Origin of the sequence: Streptomyces sp. KL109B, assembly GCF_030766935.1 — a bacterium.
Taxonomy (GTDB): Bacteria; Actinomycetota; Actinomycetes; order Streptomycetales; family Streptomycetaceae; genus Streptomyces.
The window spans coordinates 1,169,249-1,187,165 of the sequence record NZ_JASERL010000001.1; the positions used below are offsets into that span (position 1 = coordinate 1,169,249).

General features: G+C 70.8%; 17 protein-coding genes. 7 read left to right on the plus strand and 10 right to left on the minus strand.

Features of this window, described 5'->3' with window-relative positions:
- Window positions 1-9: 9 nt before the first annotated feature.
- The gene (locus tag RBJ65_RS05495; RefSeq protein WP_306321884.1) at window positions 10-855 is read right to left on the minus strand and encodes a lysozyme; all 846 of its coding nucleotides are present in this window, start codon (window positions 853-855) and stop codon (window positions 10-12) included.
- Window positions 856-1,109: 254 nt separating this feature from the next.
- Between RBJ65_RS05495 and RBJ65_RS05500 the strand changes: the two genes are divergently transcribed.
- Window positions 1,110-1,568 carry a MarR family winged helix-turn-helix transcriptional regulator gene (locus RBJ65_RS05500; RefSeq protein ID WP_306321883.1) on the plus strand — a complete coding sequence of 153 codons (459 nt, stop codon included), beginning with the start codon at window positions 1,110-1,112 and terminating at the stop codon, window positions 1,566-1,568.
- 59 nt (window positions 1,569-1,627) lie between these two features.
- On the opposite strand, the gene RBJ65_RS05505 is transcribed toward RBJ65_RS05500, so the two are convergent.
- On the minus strand, window positions 1,628-2,437 hold the full coding sequence (locus RBJ65_RS05505) for a protein phosphatase 2C domain-containing protein (protein ID WP_306321882.1): 810 nt from the start codon (window positions 2,435-2,437) through the stop codon (window positions 1,628-1,630).
- 366 nt (window positions 2,438-2,803) lie between these two features.
- Between RBJ65_RS05505 and RBJ65_RS05510 the strand changes: the two genes are divergently transcribed.
- The 5 genes from RBJ65_RS05510 (at window position 2,804) to RBJ65_RS05530 (ending at window position 8,459) form a co-directional block, all read left to right on the plus strand.
- On the plus strand, window positions 2,804-5,563 hold the full coding sequence (locus tag RBJ65_RS05510) for a nitrate- and nitrite sensing domain-containing protein (RefSeq protein WP_306321881.1): 2,760 nt from the start codon (window positions 2,804-2,806) through the stop codon (window positions 5,561-5,563).
- A complete protein-coding gene (locus tag RBJ65_RS05515) occupies window positions 5,560-6,039 on the plus strand; it encodes a roadblock/LC7 domain-containing protein (protein ID WP_306321880.1) in 480 nt (159 codons plus the stop codon). The genes RBJ65_RS05510 and RBJ65_RS05515 overlap by 4 nt, the downstream gene beginning before the upstream one ends.
- Before the next feature lie 8 nt (window positions 6,040-6,047).
- On the plus strand, window positions 6,048-6,491 hold the full coding sequence (locus RBJ65_RS05520) for a DUF742 domain-containing protein (protein ID WP_306321879.1): 444 nt from the start codon (window positions 6,048-6,050) through the stop codon (window positions 6,489-6,491).
- On the plus strand, window positions 6,472-7,101 hold the full coding sequence (locus RBJ65_RS05525; protein WP_306321878.1) for an ATP/GTP-binding protein: 630 nt from the start codon (window positions 6,472-6,474) through the stop codon (window positions 7,099-7,101). Before RBJ65_RS05520 ends, RBJ65_RS05525 begins: the two co-directional genes overlap by 20 nt.
- 101 nt (window positions 7,102-7,202) lie before the next feature.
- Window positions 7,203-8,459, plus strand: coding sequence for a styrene monooxygenase/indole monooxygenase family protein (locus tag RBJ65_RS05530; RefSeq protein WP_306321877.1), 1,257 nt, complete (start codon window positions 7,203-7,205; stop codon window positions 8,457-8,459).
- 132 nt (window positions 8,460-8,591) lie between these two features.
- Here the strand turns inward: RBJ65_RS05530 and RBJ65_RS05535 are convergent, their stop codons facing one another.
- The 4 genes from RBJ65_RS05535 to RBJ65_RS05550 form a co-directional block, all read right to left on the minus strand.
- Window positions 8,592-9,758, minus strand: coding sequence for a C40 family peptidase (locus tag RBJ65_RS05535; protein WP_306321876.1), 1,167 nt, complete (start codon window positions 9,756-9,758; stop codon window positions 8,592-8,594).
- 160 nt (window positions 9,759-9,918) lie between these two features.
- Complete coding sequence (locus RBJ65_RS05540; RefSeq protein WP_306321875.1) at window positions 9,919-10,197, minus strand: hypothetical protein; 279 nt, start codon at window positions 10,195-10,197, stop codon at window positions 9,919-9,921.
- Window positions 10,198-10,258: 61 nt separating this feature from the next.
- Entirely contained in the window at window positions 10,259-10,990 is a 732-nt protein-coding gene (locus RBJ65_RS05545) for a TetR/AcrR family transcriptional regulator (protein WP_306321874.1), read from the minus strand.
- Window positions 10,991-11,025: 35 nt separating this feature from the next.
- Window positions 11,026-11,964 carry a diiron oxygenase gene (locus RBJ65_RS05550; RefSeq protein WP_306321873.1) on the minus strand — a complete coding sequence of 313 codons (939 nt, stop codon included), beginning with the start codon at window positions 11,962-11,964 and terminating at the stop codon, window positions 11,026-11,028.
- 157 nt (window positions 11,965-12,121) lie between these two features.
- Between RBJ65_RS05550 and RBJ65_RS05555 the strand changes: the two genes are divergently transcribed.
- Window positions 12,122-13,240: a ferritin-like domain-containing protein gene (locus RBJ65_RS05555; RefSeq protein ID WP_306321872.1), complete on the plus strand. Its 1,119-nt coding sequence runs from the start codon at window positions 12,122-12,124 to the stop codon at window positions 13,238-13,240.
- Between the two features lie 46 nt (window positions 13,241-13,286).
- On the opposite strand, the gene RBJ65_RS05560 is transcribed toward RBJ65_RS05555, so the two are convergent.
- The 4 genes from RBJ65_RS05560 to RBJ65_RS05575 form a co-directional block, all read right to left on the minus strand.
- Entirely contained in the window at window positions 13,287-14,759 is a 1,473-nt protein-coding gene (locus RBJ65_RS05560) for a penicillin-binding protein 2 (protein WP_306321871.1), read from the minus strand.
- Window positions 14,756-16,147, minus strand: a complete 1,392-nt coding sequence (locus tag RBJ65_RS05565; RefSeq protein ID WP_306321870.1) for an FtsW/RodA/SpoVE family cell cycle protein — start codon at window positions 16,145-16,147, stop codon at window positions 14,756-14,758. Before RBJ65_RS05565 ends, RBJ65_RS05560 begins: the two co-directional genes overlap by 4 nt.
- Before the next feature lie 40 nt (window positions 16,148-16,187).
- Window positions 16,188-16,535 carry an SH3 domain-containing protein gene (locus RBJ65_RS05570; protein ID WP_306321869.1) on the minus strand — a complete coding sequence of 116 codons (348 nt, stop codon included), beginning with the start codon at window positions 16,533-16,535 and terminating at the stop codon, window positions 16,188-16,190.
- Between the two features lie 103 nt (window positions 16,536-16,638).
- Complete coding sequence (locus RBJ65_RS05575; protein WP_372341385.1) at window positions 16,639-17,874, minus strand: ATP-binding protein; 1,236 nt, start codon at window positions 17,872-17,874, stop codon at window positions 16,639-16,641.
- Between the last annotated feature and the right edge of the window lie 43 nt (window positions 17,875-17,917).

Consider the following 17,917-nt stretch of genomic DNA (forward strand, 5'->3'; position numbering starts at 1 on the left):
GCGGTCGGCTCAGCCGTTGGCGAGCGCCACGACGCGGTCGAGGGCGCCGTTGAACTTGTTGTGGTCACCGACCGTCGGGCCCGACGACGTGTACTGCCACATCGTGTAGAAGCCCCAGCCGGCCGGGAGCGTGCCGACGGTGGAGGCGTAACGGGCGATCCACAGCGGGTTGTTGACGGCGAAGCCGCCGTAGTTGCCCGTGCACTGGGTCCACCAGCTGGTCGCCGTGTAGATGACGGCGTGGCGTCCCGTGCGGGCCTTGTACTGGTTCAGGAAGTCCCGGATCCAGGTGACCATGGCGCTCTGCGACTTGCCGTAGCAGGCCGCGCCGTACGGGTTCCACTCGATGTCGAGCGCGCCCGGCAGCGTCTTGCCGTCCTTGGACCAGCCGCCCCCGTGGTCCACGAAGTAGTTGGCCTGCGTGGCGCCGCTCGTGGTGTCGGGGGTCGCGAAGTGGTACGCGCCGCGGACCATGCCCACGTTGTACGAGCCGTTGTACTGCTGCGCGAAGTAGGGGTTCGTGTAGTACGTGCCTTCCGATGCCTTGGTGTAGGCCCAGCGCACGCCGCTGTTCCAGAGCGTCGACCAGGCCACGTTGCCCTGGTGGCTGGAGACGTCGACGCCTTCGGTCTGGACGGCGCGGCCGGCCGGCGGAGTGCCGGTGTCGCCGTCGTGCTCCGCGACGCCGATGCCCATGTAGGCCTCGCCGCGGGCGGGGGTGTCGGTGGCGTCGGCCGCGTGGGCCGCGCTCGGCAGGGTGAAGAGGAGGGAGAGCGCCGCGAGCAGGGTTCCGGTGATTCCGAGGCGGGTTCTGCTGCGTCTGCGACGGGTCGTGGCAGGTCTGTGCACGGGCATGAGCGGCCTCCGGGGACGACGTGGGGTGACGTGCGGTGGCGCCAGTGCGCTCAGTGGTGCGCTTGATGGTGGTGTGTGCATGCCATGGGTGGCAGCGGTAAAACGCTACGCACGTAGACCCGTGGTGGGAAGAGGGGCCGGTGTGTGCCGTTGGTCTACGCCTGCGAAATACTGGTGGAACTGCGGCGATGACCGTGATGGGCGAAAACTTTCAGAATCAGGAAACCCGGAGAGAATCCGGAGAAAATCTATTCATGGGTGCTGACGTGCGCGAAGACGGAAACGTGGATGGTGAGTTCCTGGCGCTGGAGCGGGAGTTGACCGTCTTTCTGCGCCGGGCCCGGGCCAATTCCGGCGAGATGGCCCGCGAGGTCCACCCCGACCTGGAGCCGGCGGCGTACGGACTCCTGGTGCGCCTGGAGGAGTGCGGGGCGCAGCGGGCCACCGAGCTGGCCGCGTACATCGGCGTCGGCAAGGCGACCATGAGCCGCCAGCTGCGGGCCCTGGAGGACCTCGGCTTCGTCGGCCGCGAGCCCGATCCGGCCGACGGGCGGGCCTGGCTGGTGTCCCTCACGGAGTACGGGCGTGAGCACTTCCGGCGGGTGCGGGACGCGCGGCGGATGCGGTACGTGCGGCAGTTGGACGGGTGGGACCGGCGTGAGGTGGCGGAGCTGGCGAGGTTGTTGCACCAGTTGAACGCGGGGGCCGAGTAGTCGACTTGTTTCGCCGCACCGGCGTTGCGGACTCGGGGCTCTGCCCCGGACCCCGCGCCTCAATCGCCGGCGGGGCTTGTGGGGAGCTCCACGTACGCCAAGGTCGCGTCGTCGTGGGTCTTGCCGCGGCGCAGGTACTTACGGGTCTGTTCGTCCGCGTCCTCCAGCGCGCGCACGCGTGACACCACCGCCTCCGCCCCCTCCTTGCGTACGAGGGTGAACAGGTCCGCCCAGTCGCCCTCGTGGAACTTCTCCACCCACCGCGTCACCCCGTCCGTCATCGCGGCCAGCGCCCGCACCTCGGAGCGGGGCAGCGTGCCGGTCACCGCGCGCCGGGCGACCGAGGGGTCCGCGGCGGCCGTGAAGAAGCCGCCCTCCTTGTTGCGCACGGTGGCGTCGGCCACCTCGTTCGAGACCAGGTTGGCGCGCGGGACCCGGTCGAGGCGGGCGTCGAGCAGCGGTGTGACCGTGCCGTCGGGGGCCTCGACCAGCAGCGCCGAGTCGGACAGCACCAGATGTTCCACCTGCTCCGCGTCCCAGCGCGCCACGACGACGGTCGCCTGCGGAGTACGCGGGTGAGAAAGGTCACACGTGTCGCGATGGGCGTCGGCGGTCCGGGCGATCGCCTCGGCGAGGGTGTCGAGCAGGCTCAGATCCCGGCGTGAAACGGACAGTTCGGCCAGCGCGCCGCCGAGGTGGGCGGTGAACCACGGGACGGAGTGCCGGCAGCCGACGTCGGCCGCCGGGGGAGTGACCCCGTCGAGGACGACGAGCGATCCGCCGTGCCCTGCGGCCGGTGCGACTACGGAGACGAAGTCCTCGTTCGGTCGGTCGGGGGAGCCCGGCTCGGTGGTCAGTTCGATGCGCATGCGGTCAGTCTGCATGAGGGGTTCTCAGCAGGGCGCGAGGCGCCGCGAATTGGCGGGCGGCAAGTCGAAGAGGGGCCCTGAGCGCCGGGTTTGCGCGGAATGATCACTTCCGTCTGAGGTGTGGCGGGGCATCTTGCCAAAGCCCGCCGAAGACGTCCAACCCGCGCGCGGTTCACAGAGGGTGATCAATGCAAGGGAACTTGCTCCCCAACTCCCGCTCGATGTTCACTCCTTCGGGTGGCGGGCGAGGTGATGGGCGCCCCCTGCTCACCGGCACTGGAAGGGTTCGGAGCCAGAGCAGCCAGGTCATCGGGGGCGCGCGTGTTGACGGAGCGTCACCCGGACCATGGGTAGGACGAGTCAGGAATGCGAGCATCAGTGGGGAACACCTCCGGCGGGAACGGGGCCAGTGGGCATGGTGTGTCGGGTGCTGTGGCCGCCGCACCGGGGTTGACGACTCGGGGCTCTGCCCCGGACCCCGCGCCTCAATCGCCGGCGGGGCTCGAATTGCCCAACAGGGGCAAGCGTGCCCGCGTTCGTAGCCGGTTGGTCGTGGCTGTGGCCGTAGTGGCGGCAGCCGTACTCGGGGCCGGGGCTCCCGTCATCGTTGGGGCCAGTGACCGGGTCGGGGAGTCGCAGACGCTCGTCGACGACGCCCAGCAGACCCAGAAGGCGCTCGCCCTTTCGCACGCGCTCGCCGACGAGCGGGACGAGGTCACCCGATTCATCGCGGGCGGCCGCCCCAAGGGACAGGGGCTGAGCGAGGAGCGCGGCGCCCGCGTCGACCGGCAGGTCGACGAGCTGCGCGTCGACGCCCCCGCCGCACTCCGCGAGGACCTCGACCAGGTCGCCGCCGTACGCCGCTCCGCCCTCACCGGCAAGGGCTCCGCCCTGGAGGCCCACACCGCGTACTCCCGCGCCATCGGCGAACTGCACGCGCTCGCCGAGGACCTGGCCGAGCGCATACCCGTACGGGCGGGCTCCGGTGCGTACGCACTCGCCGACCTGGACCGCGCCGTCGAACAGGCCTCCGCCGCGCGCGGGCTGCTGCTCGCCGCGCTCGCCGTGCCGCGCACCACGAGCAGCCGCGTCGACCCGGCCACCGGACTGCGCGAGCCCGCCGTCGGCCAGTCCTCCGCCGCGCGCGGGCAGCGCGACGCGCTCAGCGCCGAGGGCCAGCGGGCCCGGGTGCGCGAGCTGGCCGCGCTCGACGACTTCCACGACTCGGGGACGACCGCGGCCGTCAACGCGTACGACTCCACCGTCACGGGACCCGACGCCAGCCGCGCCGAGACGTATCTGAAGCACCTCGCCGACGCCCCCACGCTCAGCGCGAGCGAGCTCCGCTACGACCCGAAGAGCGTCGAGGACGCCCTCACCGCCCGCATCGACCTCATGCGCGGCGCCGAGGCCGCCCTCGGCGACCAGCGCGTCAAGAAACTGGAGCAGCTGCGCGACGACGACGTCACCGCGCTTGAGCTCCGCATCGCCCTGGTCGGCCTCTGCCTCCTCGCCGCCGTCGGCGTCGCCATGGCGACCGCGCGCTCGCTGACCCAGCCGCTCGCCGCGCTGCGGATCGGCTCCGCGCGTGTCGCGGGCGACCCGGCCGCCGAGGAACCGGTCAAGTACAAGGGCCGCAACGACGAGTTCGCCCAGGTCGTCGACTCCATCAACGCCCTGCACGCGCACGCCGTCGCCCTCGGCTCCCGTGTCGGCACCCTGGAGACCGACCGCAAGCACCTCGTCGGCGAGCGCCAGCGGATGGCCGACGAGCGGGACCGGCTGCGCGCCGAACTCGCCGATGCCGCCCGCAAGCTGGACAAGGCCAAGCACTCGATACACGGCACCTTCGTCAACCTCGCGCTGCGCACCCTCGGCCTCATCGAACGCCAACTCGGCGTCATCGAGGGCCTGGAGGAGCGCGAGCAGGACCCGGACCGGCTCGCCACGCTCTACAAGCTCGACCACTCCGCCACCGTCATGCGCCGCCACAGCGAGAACCTCCTCGTCCTCGCCGGCACCGAGCGCGGGGCACAGCACGGCGGCTCCGTGGCGCTCGTCGACATGGTGCGCGCCGCCGTCTCCGAGATCGAGCGGTACGAGCGGGTGCGCATCGCCGCGCTGCCGCCGCACGCCCACATCGCCGGTTTCGCCGCCGACGACCTCAGCCACCTCGTCGCCGAACTCCTGGAGAACGCCACGTCGTTCTCGCCGCCGGATGCCTCCGTCGAGGTCTCCGGCTGGCTCCTGGAGAGCGGCTCCGTGATGCTCTCCGTCCAGGACGAGGGCATAGGGATGACCGACGAGCGGATGCGCGAGCTGAACACGCGGCTCTCCTCCTTCACCGCCGAGGAGGCGCACGACCCGGAGGACGTCGACGGGTTCGGGCTCGGCCTGTACGTCGTCGCCCGCCTCGCGGTGCGGCACGGCGTACGGGTCCGGCTGCGCGAGCAGAAGCAGGGCGGCGTCGCGGCTGTCGCCGTGCTGCCCGCCTCGCTCTTCGCCGCCGCGCCCGCGGCCTCGGTGCCGCCCGCCGTCCTGGTCCCCGGCGAGGCACCGGCGGTGCGGCTCGCGGGGTCCGAGGCGGAGGCCAACTCCAATGAGCTGTACGGCCGTACGGTGCCGGAGCCGACGCCGCCGACGGGCGACCCGCTGATCGAGGCGGCGGAGCACGCGGTGCGTGAGGCGGGGACTCCTGCGGAGACTCCTATGGAGTCGACCATGGCCCTGGGCGCACCGGTGCCTTCGGAGCCCGAGCCGGCCCCCGCCCCCGTAGCCGAAGTGCCGCACCCGCGTGCGCCGCACGACGAGGGCGACGAGCCCGCCGGACACCCGGAACCGGCGCCCGAACCCGCCCCCGCCCCCGAGCCCGAGCAGGCGCCCGCGCCCGAGCCCGCGCCCGAGCGCGTCACCGCCAAGGGTCTGCCCAAGCGCACCCCGAAGGTGGCCGCCCCCGCCTCCGCTCCGAAGCCGCGCAGCGGCTCCGTCGACGCGGACGCGCTGCGCAAGCGGCTCGGCGGGTTCCACCGCGGCGCCACCCAGGGCCATCGGGACGTGGCGGCCGAGCTGAAGCAACGTAATCAGGGAGAAGTCGAGGGGGACACAGCCGAGGAGGCAAGCAGTTGACTGCGCTCACCCCTGCCCTCAGTAGCGAGGCACGCAACCTGCACTGGCTGCTGACCGATCTGGTCGAGGAGGTGCCTGGGCTGCAGTCCGTCGCGGTCGTCTCGTCCGACGGACTGCTGCTGCTCTCCTCCGACCCCGGTCGGCACGACGCGGCCCCCGCGGTCGACCCGAGCCGCGGCCCCAAAGGGTCGAGCGCCGACCTGGCGGCCATCGTCGCCGGGCTCGGTTCGCTGACCATCGGCGCCGCGAAGCTGATGGACGGCGGAGGCATCAAGCAGACGATGGTCGCGATGGAGGAGGGCAGCCTCTTCGTCATGTCGATCAGCGACGGTTCGCTGCTCGGCGTGCACGCCGCGGCGGACTGCGACATGGGCGTCGTCGCGTACCACATGGCGCTCTTCGTCGGCCGCGCCGGGCACGTCCTGACGCCCGAACTCCGCAGCGAACTGCGCCAGTCCATGGAGGCCACCCGATGACCCCCGGCATGTCGAGCAGTACCCCCGGTCACAGTACGAACGGTGCGAACGGTCCGAGCAGGCTCCCCACCCGCGGCGGCGACCGCAGGCCCGCCCGCGTACGCCCCTACTCCCTGACCGGTGGCCGCACCCGCTTCGGCCATGTGCTGCTCGTGGAGACGTTCATCGCCAGCACCGCGGCGATCGAGGCGCCCGAGGAGCGCCCGGAGCTCGGCAAGGGCGGGCTCGCCGGCGTCATGCCGGAGATGCGGGCCATCGTCGCGCTGTGCCGCCGGATGCGTACGGTCGCGGAGATCGCCGCGCTGTTGAAGATGCCGCTCGGCGTGGTGCGCGTGCTGCTCAGCGACCTCGCCGACCAGGGAAAGATCCGTGTGTACGGAACCGGACACGGCCCAGGCCAGCCGGACCGCGCGCTCCTCGAAAGGGTGTTGAGTGGACTCCGCCGCCTCTGACCTGCTCGGCGAACTGCCGATAGAAGACGAGCAGTTGCAGGCCTGGCAGACCGACAGGACCCGGGCCCCGATCGCCACGAAGATCATCGTGGCGGGCGGCTTCGGCGTCGGCAAGACGACCCTGGTGTCCGCCGTGTCCGAGATCCAGCCCCTCGAAACCGAGGCGCTGATGACCCAGGCAAGCGAGGACACCGACGACCTCACCGCGACGCCGGGCAAGACGACGACCACGGTCGCCATGGACTTCGGCCGCATCACGCTCGACGACGACCTGGTCCTGTACCTGTTCGGTACGCCGGGTCAGCAGCGGTTCTGGTTCATGTGGGACGACCTCGTGCGCGGCGCGATCGGCGCGGTCGTGCTCGCGGACACCCGCCGCCTGAAGGACTGCTTCCCCGCGCTCGACTACTTCGAGAGCTGCGGACTGCCGTACGTCGTGGCCGTCAACCACTTCGACAACACGGAGAAGTTCGCGGCCGACGACGTGCGCGAGGCCCTCACCGTGCCGCCGCACGTACCGGTGCTGATCATGGACGCGCGGCGTCGGATCGCGGCGATCGAGACGCTCTTGGCGCTGGTCGGACACGCGCTGGACGCGACACCGGAGTAGTCCTCTTCGGCCTCTTCGGCCTCGTCGGCCTTCTTCAGGCTCTTCAGAGCAGGTAAGCCCGCCCCCCCACACACTAGTTACGGCAGTTAAGGCAGTCTCATATGTCGCGGAAGATACTCGTCGTGGGAGCCGGCCAGTCCGGTCTCCAACTCGCCCTCGGCCTGCAGACCCAGGGGTACGAGGTCACCCTGATGTCGAACCGCACCGCCGACGAGATCCGTTCCGGGCGGGTCATGTCGACGCAGTGCATGTTCCACACGGCGTTGCAGCACGAGCGTGACCTCCAGCTCAACTTCTGGGAGTCGCAGGCCCCGAGGATCGAGGGCCTCGGCGTCTCGGTGGCGGCGCCCGGCTCGCACGACCCGGGTCCCACCCAGCGCGCCATCGACTGGGTCGGCCGGCTCGACGGCTTCGCGCAGTCCGTCGACCAGCGCGTGAAGATGGCCGGCTGGATGGAGACGTTCGCGCAGCGCGGCGGGCAGCTCGTCATCCACGGCGCGGCCGTCTCCGACCTCGACTACTTCTCCCGTACGTACGACCTGGTGCTGGTCTCGGCGGGCAAGGGCGAGCTGGTCTCGATGTTCGGCCGCGACGCCGAGAAGTCCCCGTACGCCGAGCCGCAGCGCGCGCTCGCCGTCGCGTACGTGCACGGGCTCGGGCCCCGGCCGGAGCACCCGGACATGGAAGCGGTGCGCTGCAACCTGGTCCCCGGCGTCGGCGAGCTCTTCGTCATGCCGACGCTCACGACCTCCGGCCGCGGGGACATCCTCTTCTGGGAGGGCGTCCCGGGCGGCCCGGTCGACGCGTTCAAGGGGGTGAAGGACCCCTCGGAGCACCTTGCGCTCACGCTGGAGCTGATGGAGAAGTTCACGCCGTGGGAGTACGCGCGCGCCACGAAGGTCGAACTGACCGATGCGAACGGTACGTTGGCCGGTCGTTACGCCCCGACCGTGCGCAATCCCATTGGCCGCCTGCCGGGTGGCGGGGCGGTGCTCGGCGTCGCGGACGTGGTCGTCGCGAACGACCCGATCACCGGGCAGGGCTCCAACTCCGCCTCCAAGTGCGCGGCGTCGTACCTGTCCTCGATCGTCGAGCACGGTGACAAGCCGTTCGACGAGGAGTGGATGCAGTCGGCGTTCGACCGGTACTGGGACACGGCGCGGCACGTCACGAAGTGGACGAACACGATGCTGCAGGCTCCGCCGGAGCACGTCCTGAACCTGATCGGCGCCGGCATGCAACTCCAGCCGGTCGCCGACCGCTTCGCCAACGGCTTCAACGACCCGTCCGACTTCGAGAACTTCTTCTACGAGCCGGAGAAGACGGGGGCGTACCTGGGGTCGCTGACCGGGGCGTAACCGCTCCGCGGGTGGGCGGGCGCTTCCTGTCCCGCCTACCCGGGGTCGACGCCTCGGGGCTCTGCCCCGGACCCCGCTGCTCAATCGCCGCAGGGGCTTGATTTACGCCCACTCGCCACCGCCTTGGGCAACCTACCGGCCCCCCGACGGCGCCCCCGCCGCCCCGTAGCCCCCGTCACCCCCGTCCATCGCCCCGTCCGGCAGGACCGGCGCCCGGTAGCCCGACATCGGCGACGCCCCCGGGTCCGGGCGGACCGCGCCGAGGAGGGGGTTCGCCGCGATGGGGGAGACCTTGACGCGGGTGCCGGGGCGGGGGGCCTGGATCACCATGCCGTCGCCGAGGTACATCGCCACGTGCGTGGCCTTGGGGAAGTAGACGACCAGGTCGCCGGGGCGCAGCTCCGACACCGGCACCCGCGGCAGCGAAGCCCACTGCTCCTGCGACGTCCGCGGAATCTCCCGCCCCGCCCGCGCCCACGCCCGCGACGTGAGGCCGGAGCAGTCGAAGGAGTCGGGGCCCTCGGCGCCCCACACATACGGCTTGCCGATCTGTTGGACCGCGTACGAGAGCGCCTCGTCGCCCGCCTCCGAGGGCGCCTTCCCGGCCGAGGAACCGAGCGCGCCGGACTCCATGAACGCCCGCTGCGCACGGGCCGTCCCCTGCTCCTCCAGGCGCGCCACATCGGCGAGTTGCCCGGCGCTCAACGACGCGAGCAGCGCCTCGACCTCCTTCAGACGGTCCCGTACCGCGTCCCGGTCCTTCTTCTGCCGCTTCGCGACCCGCAGTTGCGCGTCCAGCGCGCCCCGCGCCTTCGTCGCCAGCGCGTCGGCCTTCTTCTCCCGGCCCGTGAGCCGTTCCACGGTCGCCTGCTGCTCGCGTGCGGCGCGCCGCATCACCCGCCCCTGGTCGAGCGCCTGCTGCGGATCGCGCGCGAGCAGGAGTCGTACGTAGGGGGAGATCTCGCTCCGGCCCTGGTACTGCTGGCGGGCCAGCCGTCCCGCGTCGAGGCGGCTCGACGAGAGCGAGGACCGCGCGGCGGTCAGCTTCTTCGTCAGCGCGTCCGCTTTCTCGCGGCGTTCCTTCAGCGTCTCGGCCGTCGCGTTGTACGTCTCGGTGGCCTCCTCGGTCTGCTGGTACAACCGCTGGAGATCCGCGAGGAGTTCGGAGACGGACCGCTCACTGCCGGGCCCGGGCGCCGGCCCCGGGGCCGCGCTCGCGGGCGGCGGCCCCGTGAGCACCCCCGTGAGCACCCCCGTCACGGCCACCGTGCACGCCCACCTCACACACCTGCCTGACACCTGATCACCTCCGGTGCGGGCCAACCCCTGTGCCCCGCACCGTGAACATGAACAGAAAGGCGCCCCGCGCACCCCTCGGGCTGCTCGCTTCGGCCCAACCCCGCAACCCGTCCGGTGCCCGTCCGCTGCCCGCCCGGCGAGCCCCCTTTACGCCTCGGGTCTACGCCTCGGGCGACCCGGTCTTCGACCACGGCCACTTCACGGTCCGCTCGACCTTCCCGTCGGGCCGGTACGCGTACCGCCACCTCTGAACGAGCCGCACGGCCTTCCCGTCGGGCACGGGCTCACGTACGTACACGAGAACGGTGTCGGGGCCTTTGTCCGGGTCCGGCACCGGCACCTTGTACACCTTGGGCGGATTCCCGGTCGCGGTGGTGAGGACGGGCAGCGTCCGCCCGTCGAGGGGGCCGCCGACGAACGGGATGTCTTCGCTCTTCACGCCTACAAGTAACGCACACGCATACGCCCACGCCCACGCACATGCCCGCTCGCGCCACAGATCACAGCAGGTGCCCGGCCCCGCTCACCACCGGCAGCACCCGCCGCGCCAGTTCCCCCACCGGACCCTCCGGCGACTCCAGCGCCAGCGCGTACCGCACCACCTCCGCGGTCTGCGGGTCCCGGCCCGCCGTCGCCGTCAGGACCGCCATGAACTGGTCGACGAGGCCGTCGCGCAGCTCGTCCAGCGGGGGCTGCTTGTCCTCGTCGAGCCAGATCAGGGAGGCGGCCTCCACCGCCGTGATCCACATGCGTACGGTCATCCGCAGCCGCGGGCCCGGCACCGCCTGCCCGAGGTGGCTGAGGATGTGCTCGGCCGCGGCCCGCCGCACCCCGTCCACGATCGCCGTCGTACGGGAGGTCTCCACCACGCTGCCGCCCTGGAGCAGCGCCGCGAACCCCATGTCGTGCTCGTCGACGAAGGCGAGGTAGCGGTCGAGAGCGCGCGTGAGGCGCGTCGTGAGCGGCCCTTCGGGCGGTTCCGCGAAGCACTGTTCCAGTTCCTCGGCCGCGGAGCGCAGCGCGGCCTCGTACAACTGCTGTTTCCCGCCGGGGAAGTAGCGGTAGACGAGGGGCCGCGAGACCCCCGCGACCTCCGCCACGTCGTCGAGCGAGACCTCCTCCGGCGCCCGGTGCGCGAACAGGGACAGCGCCGATTCCAGCAGCTGCGCGCGCCGCTCCTCCACACGGAGCCGTTTGTAGGCGGGCGTGCCGGTACCGGTGGCCGAGGTCATGTCCCGAAGCGTAACCGGCTCCCTGCGCACACCGTCTAGGCCAGAAGTCCCGAAGACCGCCACATCTGGCGGCCGACGCCGCGCAGCACACCGATGTCGTCGAGGAAGTCGGTCAGTTTCTTGGCCCCGGACTGCATGACCTCGCGGCGGTGGCCGCTGGCCTTGACCTGGGCCATGGCCTCCTTCTTGTTCAGGCCCACGTTCTCGTAGACCTGCGGGTTGATGAACGCCACGGAGAAGACGCGCGCGAACTCGCCCGACGTCAGCCGCGTGAACTCCTGCGACCAGCGCGGCGCCGTCACCATCTGGCGCCGCAACTCCTCGCGCGCGTACCGGACATGGCGCGCCTCCTCCACGACGTGGATGCGCGTCACGCCGCGGATCAGCGGCTGTACGCGCTCGTCGGGGAACGTCAGCCGCTGCATCCAGTCGAGGACCTCCTCGCCGAGCAGCGTCGCCGTGAACGAACCCGGGGTCGTGGAGACCGTCTTGAACAGCCGGCCCAGGTTGTGGTGGACGGGCGCCACCGGGTACCAGGGGGTGTCGCCGCGCGATATCAGCCGCGCGAACATCTTCGAGTGCCGGCACTCGTCCTCGATCTCCGTGAGGGCGTACCGGACGTGCGCGCTCGTCGCCGCCTTGTCGTACACGTGCCGCACCAGCAGCTGCATCAGGATCAGCTCGAACCAGATGCCGAGCGAGGCAAGCGCCGCCGCCTCGTGCTGGGACAGCTGGATGCGCTGCTCCTCGCTCATCCGCCGCCACAGCGGGGTGCCGTACAGGGACACCAGTTCCGGTGGCCAGAACCACTTGCCCTCCTCGAAGGGCGCGTGCCAGTCCAGCTCCTTGTCCGGGTCGAAGGAGTGCTTGGCGGAAGAGTCGAGCAGCCGCTCGGCCACCTGCTCCCGGTCCTTGAGCAGGCCGAGCGCGTCCCGCATCCCGGCCAGCGCGTCGGCTTCCGTCATGGTCGTCATGGCTGTCCCCACCTCGTCGTACGGGATTCCAGGGTTACCGGCGGTCACGCCTGTGCTCACTCTTATGAGACTGCGCGTCAGCAAGCCCGTCAATCCCTCGCACACGACTGCGCCCGACTTGTTGACCCCGCGTCTACCACCGTGTGAGCCTGCCAGCATGGCGACGCATGAGCTGTACACCAAGGCCCCGGAGGGGCCCAACTGGCAGGTACCGTCGGCCAGTTCGGCTCGTCTCAGCTGGGAATACGACGATGGGCGCGACCGCCTCCTGTCCCTCTACCAAAAGGGCAAGGACAAGCAGTGGGACGGCGCGAAGCGCATCGACTGGGACCTCGAAGTCGATCCGTACGACCCCCTCGGCACCCCCGACGACGTCCTCGCCCTCTACAACACCCCGTACTGGGCGAAGATGAACGACAAGGACAAGGCCGAACTGCGCAAGCACTCCGCCTCCTGGCAGTTCAGCCAGTTCCTGCACGGTGAACAGGGCGCGATGGTGTGCGCCGCCCGGATCGTGGAGTCCGTGCCCGACCTCGACGCCAAGTTCTACTCGGCGACGCAGACCATGGACGAGGCGCGGCACGCGGAGATCTACGGCCGCTTCCTGCACGAGAAGCTCGGCATGCTCTACCCGATCAACGACAACCTCCAGTCCCTCCTCGGCGACACGCTCCGCGACTCCCGCTGGGACATGCCGTACCTCGGCATGCAGGTCCTCATCGAGGGCCTCGCCCTCGCCGCCTTCGGCCTGCTGCGCGACACCACCGACAAGCCGCTGCCCAAGCAGATCCTCGCGTACGTGATGCAGGACGAGGCCCGGCACGTGGCCTTCGGGCGGATGGCGCTGCGCGACTACTACAAGCAGCTCTCCGACGCCGAACTGCGCGAGCGCGAGGAGTTCGTCATCGAGGGCTGCTACCTGATGCGCGACCGGCTGCGCGGCCTCGAGGTCCTGGAGAACTTCGGCGTCCCCAAGGCCGACGCCGAGAAGTACACGGAACAGTCCGAATTCCTGGCCATGTTCCGCCAGTTGCTGTTCTCGCGGATCGTCCCGTGCGTCAAGGACATCGGCCTGTGGGGCAAGCGCCTGCAACAGGCCTACGTCGACATGGGCGTCTTCGACATGGGCAACGCCAACCTCGACCAGCTCATGGCCCAGGACGAGGAAATCGCCGAAACCCTCGACGCGGAACGCTTCGCGAAGGAGGAGCGGGATCGGGTGGAGGAGGTGGACGAGGCGATCGAAGCAGGTATTTCAAGCCCCGCCGGCGATTGAGGCGCGGGGTCCGGGGCAGAGCCCCGCGACCGCACCCCCCACTCCCTCAGTCGGACGACGACCCCAGCACCGCCTCCATCACCGACTTGGCGACCGGCGCCGCGCTCCCCCCACCACTGATATCCGCCCGATTCGCCGACGCGTCCTCAACCACCACCGCCACCGCCACCTTCGGCGTATCCGCGTCCTTCTCCTTGGCGTAGGAGATGAACCAGGCATACGGCGTGCCCTCGTTGTTCTCGCCGTGCTGCGCCGTACCGGTCTTGCCCCCGACCGTGGCGCCGGGGATCCGCGCCCCGGTGCCCGTGCCCTCGGAGACGACGTCCTCCATCATCGTCTGCAACTGCGTGGCGGTGTAAGGGGACATGGCCTGCTTGTACGTGTCGTCGCCGGTCTCGGAGACGGTGTCGCCGTCGGACGTCGTGGTCTTGTCGACCAGGTGCGGCTGCATCAGCGCGCCGCCGTTGGCGACGGCCGACGACACCATCGCCATCTGCAGCGGCGTGGCGGCGGTGTCGTACTGGCCGATGGAGGAGAGGGCGAGCTGCGAGTCGTTCATGTCGGTGTCGAAGTTCGACTTCGCCGCCGCCATCGGGACCTTGATGCCGCTGTCGTTGAAGCCGAAGTTCTCCGACATCTTGACCATGTCGGAGAGCCCGGTCTGCACGCCGAGGTTGGCGAACACGGTGTTGCAGGAGACCCGCAGCGCGTATTCGAGCGTCGCGTTCGTGCAGGCATCGGAGGCGGACTCGTTCGTCAGCTGCGTCGTCGTGCCGGGCAGGGTGTACGGGGACGGGGTGTCGGTCGACGTATTGATGCCGTTGACGATGTTGTTCTCCAGGATCGCGGCGGCGGTGACCACCTTGAACGTGGAGCCCGGCGGATACGTCTGGCGCAGCGCCCGGTTGAGCATCGGCTGGTCGTCGTCCTTGTTCAGCGCGGACCACGCGTCGGTCGAAGCGGAGTCGGTCCCGGCGATCTTCCCGGGGTCGTACGAGGGGGTGGAGACCAGCGCCAGGATCTTCCCGGTCGACGGCTCGATCGCCGCGACCGCGCCCTTCTTGCCGCCGAGCCCGTTGTACGCGGCCTGCTGCGCGCGGGCGTTGATGGTGGTCTTGACGTCGCCGCCGGGGTTCTGGACGCGGGAGATCTCGTTCCAGAACGGCACCTTGGACAGCATCGGATCGGTGCCGGAGAGAATGCCGTCCTCGGCGCTCTCCACGAACGTCGTGCCGTACGTCTGCGAGGCGTAGCCGGTGACGGGCGCGTACAGCGGGCCGTTCTTGTACGTCCGCTCGTAGCGCAGCGACTCCCCGGTGTCCTTGGAGCCGGTGATCGAATTTCCCTGTACGAGGATGTTGCCGCGCGGCTGCCCGTAACGCTCGATCGTGGAGCGGCGGTTGGCCGAGTTGTCGTCCAGCTTGTCGGCCTGGAAGAACTGGATGCGGGCCGCGTTCACGAGCAGCGCCACCAGCAGGATCAGGCAGAAGACGGAGGCCCGGCGGATGTACTTGGTCACTTGGTGCCCTCCACGGACTCCGGGGCGTTCTCGCGGGACTCGGGCGGCAGCAGCTGGCTTCGCGCCCGGTCGCTGACCCGGATGATGATCGCGACGATGATCCAGTTGGTGACGAGGGACGAACCGCCCTGCGCGAGGAACGGCATCGCCATGCCGGTGAGCGGGATCAGGCCCATCACGCCGCCGGCGATGACGAACACCTGGAGCGCGACGATCGAGGCGAGCCCGATGGAGAGCAGCCGGCCGAACGGATCGCGCAGCGCCAGCCCCGCCCGGTAGCCGCGCTCCACGAGCAGCGCGTACAGCATGAAGATCGCGGTGAGCCCGGCGAGCCCCAACTCCTCGCCCGCGGTGGCCAGGATGAAGTCCGACTTGGCGGCGAAGCCGATGAGGATGGAGTGCCCGAGCCCGAGGCCCGTGCCGAGCATCCCGCCCGCCGCGAACGCGAACAGCGACTGCGCGAGCTGGCTGGCGCCCTGGCCCGCGTCGATGGAGGCGAAGGGGTGCAGCCAGTCCTCGACACGGCTGTGCACATGCGGCTCGAAGGAGGCGACGATGACCGCGCCGACCGCCGCGAGCACGAGGCCGATCGCGATCCAACTGCCGCGCCCCGAGGCCACGTACAGCATGATCACGAAGAGTCCGAAGAAGAGCAGCGAGGTGCCGAGGTCGGTCTCCAGGACGAGCACGCCGACCGTCATCAGCCAGATCACCAGGATCGGCGCGAACACCCGCATCGTCGGCAGCTGGAACTTCCAGACCCGCTTGCCGGTGTACGCGAGGGCGTTGCGGTTGGCCGCGAGATAGCTGGCGAAGAAGATCGCGAGCAGGATCTTGGCGAACTCGCCCGGCTGGATGGAGAAGCTGCCGATCTGGATCCAGATCCGGGCGCCGTTGATCGGCGGGAAGAAGATCGGCAGGATCATCAGGATCAGCGCCGTGACGACGCAGATGTACGCGTATCTCTGCAGCACCCGGTGGTCGCGCAGGAAGAGCACGGTCAGGATGAACAGGGCCACGCCGAGCGTCGACCAGATCAGCTGCGTGGGCGCCGCCTGATCGCTCGGCGTCTCCAGGTCGAGCCGCCAGATCAGCACCAGGCCGAGGCCGTTGAGCAGCACCGCGATCGGCAGCACCAGCGGATCGGCGTACGGGGCGCGGAAACGGACGACGAGGTGTGCGACGAGGGCGAGGGCCCCGAGCCCGGCGCCGTAACTCGCCGCGCCGCCCGGGACCCTGCTGTCCTTCGCGAGCCCTACGTCGATGTAGCCGTAGACGCTGAGCAGCACGGCCACGACGAGCAGGGCCAGTTCGGTGCCCCGGCGCTTGGGGACGCGCACAGCGGGCACCGCGGAGGTGGTGTTCGTTCCCGATCCGGATCCGGTCATACCGGGAACGTAGCAAGCAATTACCTGATGTCCTGTTATGTCAGCACCAGCGGGGCGCGGCACCGACGTTCTCGATGTACTTCGCGGAACCCCAGGCCCATGTGCCGTCGGTCAGCAGGTACCAGTTCGAGTTCCCGCCGACCTCGTCGCCCTTGGTCTTGCAGAAGATCGTGACGGTCGCGCCGTACGGCTCGGAGCGGACGACCTTGGCGCCGCGGGTCGGGTCGTCGCGCAGCAGCAGCCCGGACTTCGCGACGACGCGGCCCTTGTAGGTCGGCGGCGGCTCGTCGGCCCCGGGGGTGCCGGTGCCGGCGGCGGGGACGGCGGCGGTGGTGACGAGGGCGGCGACGGAGGCGAGGCCTATGCCGAGCCGGGTGGTGAGGGTCATGGGGGTCCTCCTGGCGGATGGGGGGGGGAGGGGAGGGAGTGACGGGAGAGGGGGGAAAATTCCCGGTTTCACACTAAAAGCGGCACAGAGGGCGCGCAAAAGGTCACTCTCGGCTACGCCCCTCGGGCCCGGCCTCCTCCTCGTACGGCAGCGTCAGCCGCGCCACCGCTCCGCCGTCCGGCGCGTTCCCGAACTCAAGGCGCGCGCCCAGGACTTCGGACTGCCCGAGCGCGATCGTCAGGCCGAGCCCGTGCCCGCGCGCACCGCCGTCGGTGCGGAACCGCTGCGGGCCGTGCTCCACGAGATAGCCGGGGTAGCCGGCGCCGTGGTCGCGCACCGTGATCACCGGCCCGTCCACGCTCAGCACGACCGGCGGGGCGCCGTGCCGGTGCGCGTTCGCCACGAGGTTGCCGAGCACCCGCTCCAGGCGGCGCCGGTCCGTGACCACGCGGACGTCCCGCACGAGCTCGACCTCGGTGGCCGCCCCCTCGGCAGCCGACGCCGCCCGCACCACCCGCTCCGCCACCGCGCCCAGCCACACCTCGCCCAGATCGAGGCGCTCGCTGCGCGCGTCGAGCCGGGAGATCTCCAGCAGGTCCTCGGTGAGCGTGCGCAGCGCGGCGACCCGGTCCCTGACCAGCTCCGTGGGCCGCCCCGGCGGCAGCAGCTCGGCGGCGGCGTGCAGCCCGGTCAACGGCGTACGCAGCTCATGGGCCACGTCGGCGGTGAACCGCTGCTCGGTCAGGATCCGCCCCTGCAGGGAACCCGCCATGCTGTCGAGCGCCCCCGCGACCGCCGCCACCTCGTCCTGACGCCGCCCCGGATCCTTCGTACGCGAGTCGTCGACCCGCGCGTCCATGTCGCCCGCGCTGATCCTGCGCGCGACCCGCGCCGTGGCGTGCAGCCGCCGCGTCACACGGGTCACCGCGAACGCGCCGACCAGCAGCGTCGCCCCGATCGCGAGCACCGACGAGGTGAGGATCGCCCGGTCGAGCCCGTCGATGGTGCGCTGCCCCTGCCCGAAGTCGACCCGCACCGCGAGCGCCCGGCCCTTCCCTTCGCCGCCGGTGGCCGCGGGCCCCGCCGCCCACATGGTGGGGCGCCGCTGGTGCTCGGCGACCATGGTGCCGCGCTGCCCGCGCGCGGCGAGGGCGCGCAGCTCGCCCGGCAGGCCCGGCGGATCGAGGCCCGCGCCCGGCGCGAGCCTGCCCCCGGCCTCGTACCGGTGGGTGGCGGACTCCAGGAGGGTCAGCGCGCGCTCACGGGCCTGCCCCATCGTCTGATCGGTGACCGACACATGCACGAGGACGCCGAGCAACGCGGCGAGCGCACAGCACATGACCGTCAGAAACACGGTCGCCTTCCAGGTCAGGGAAGCGGTC

Excerpts from the sequence above, each read along its gene's own strand:
- RBJ65_RS05545 (WP_306321874.1), bottom strand. The coding sequence starts at position 10,990 with ATGACCTCGGCCACCGGTACCGGCACGCCCGCCTACAAACGGCTCCGT.
- RBJ65_RS05550 (WP_306321873.1), bottom strand. The coding sequence starts at position 11,964 with ATGACGACCATGACGGAAGCCGACGCGCTGGCCGGGATGCGGGACGCG.
- RBJ65_RS05505 (WP_306321882.1), bottom strand. The coding sequence starts at position 2,437 with ATGCGCATCGAACTGACCACCGAGCCGGGCTCCCCCGACCGACCGAAC.
- RBJ65_RS05530 (WP_306321877.1), top strand. The coding sequence starts at position 7,203 with ATGTCGCGGAAGATACTCGTCGTGGGAGCCGGCCAGTCCGGTCTCCAA.
- RBJ65_RS05510 (WP_306321881.1), top strand. The coding sequence starts at position 2,804 with ATGCGAGCATCAGTGGGGAACACCTCCGGCGGGAACGGGGCCAGTGGG.
- RBJ65_RS05500 (WP_306321883.1), top strand. The coding sequence starts at position 1,110 with ATGGGTGCTGACGTGCGCGAAGACGGAAACGTGGATGGTGAGTTCCTG.
- RBJ65_RS05555 (WP_306321872.1), top strand. The coding sequence starts at position 12,122 with ATGGCGACGCATGAGCTGTACACCAAGGCCCCGGAGGGGCCCAACTGG.
- RBJ65_RS05565 (WP_306321870.1), bottom strand. The coding sequence starts at position 16,147 with ATGACCGGATCCGGATCGGGAACGAACACCACCTCCGCGGTGCCCGCT.
- RBJ65_RS05520 (WP_306321879.1), top strand. The coding sequence starts at position 6,048 with ATGTCGAGCAGTACCCCCGGTCACAGTACGAACGGTGCGAACGGTCCG.
- RBJ65_RS05495 (WP_306321884.1), bottom strand. The coding sequence starts at position 855 with ATGCCCGTGCACAGACCTGCCACGACCCGTCGCAGACGCAGCAGAACC.
- RBJ65_RS05570 (WP_306321869.1), bottom strand. The coding sequence starts at position 16,535 with ATGACCCTCACCACCCGGCTCGGCATAGGCCTCGCCTCCGTCGCCGCC.
- RBJ65_RS05575 (WP_372341385.1), bottom strand. The coding sequence starts at position 17,874 with ATGTGCTGTGCGCTCGCCGCGTTGCTCGGCGTCCTCGTGCATGTGTCG.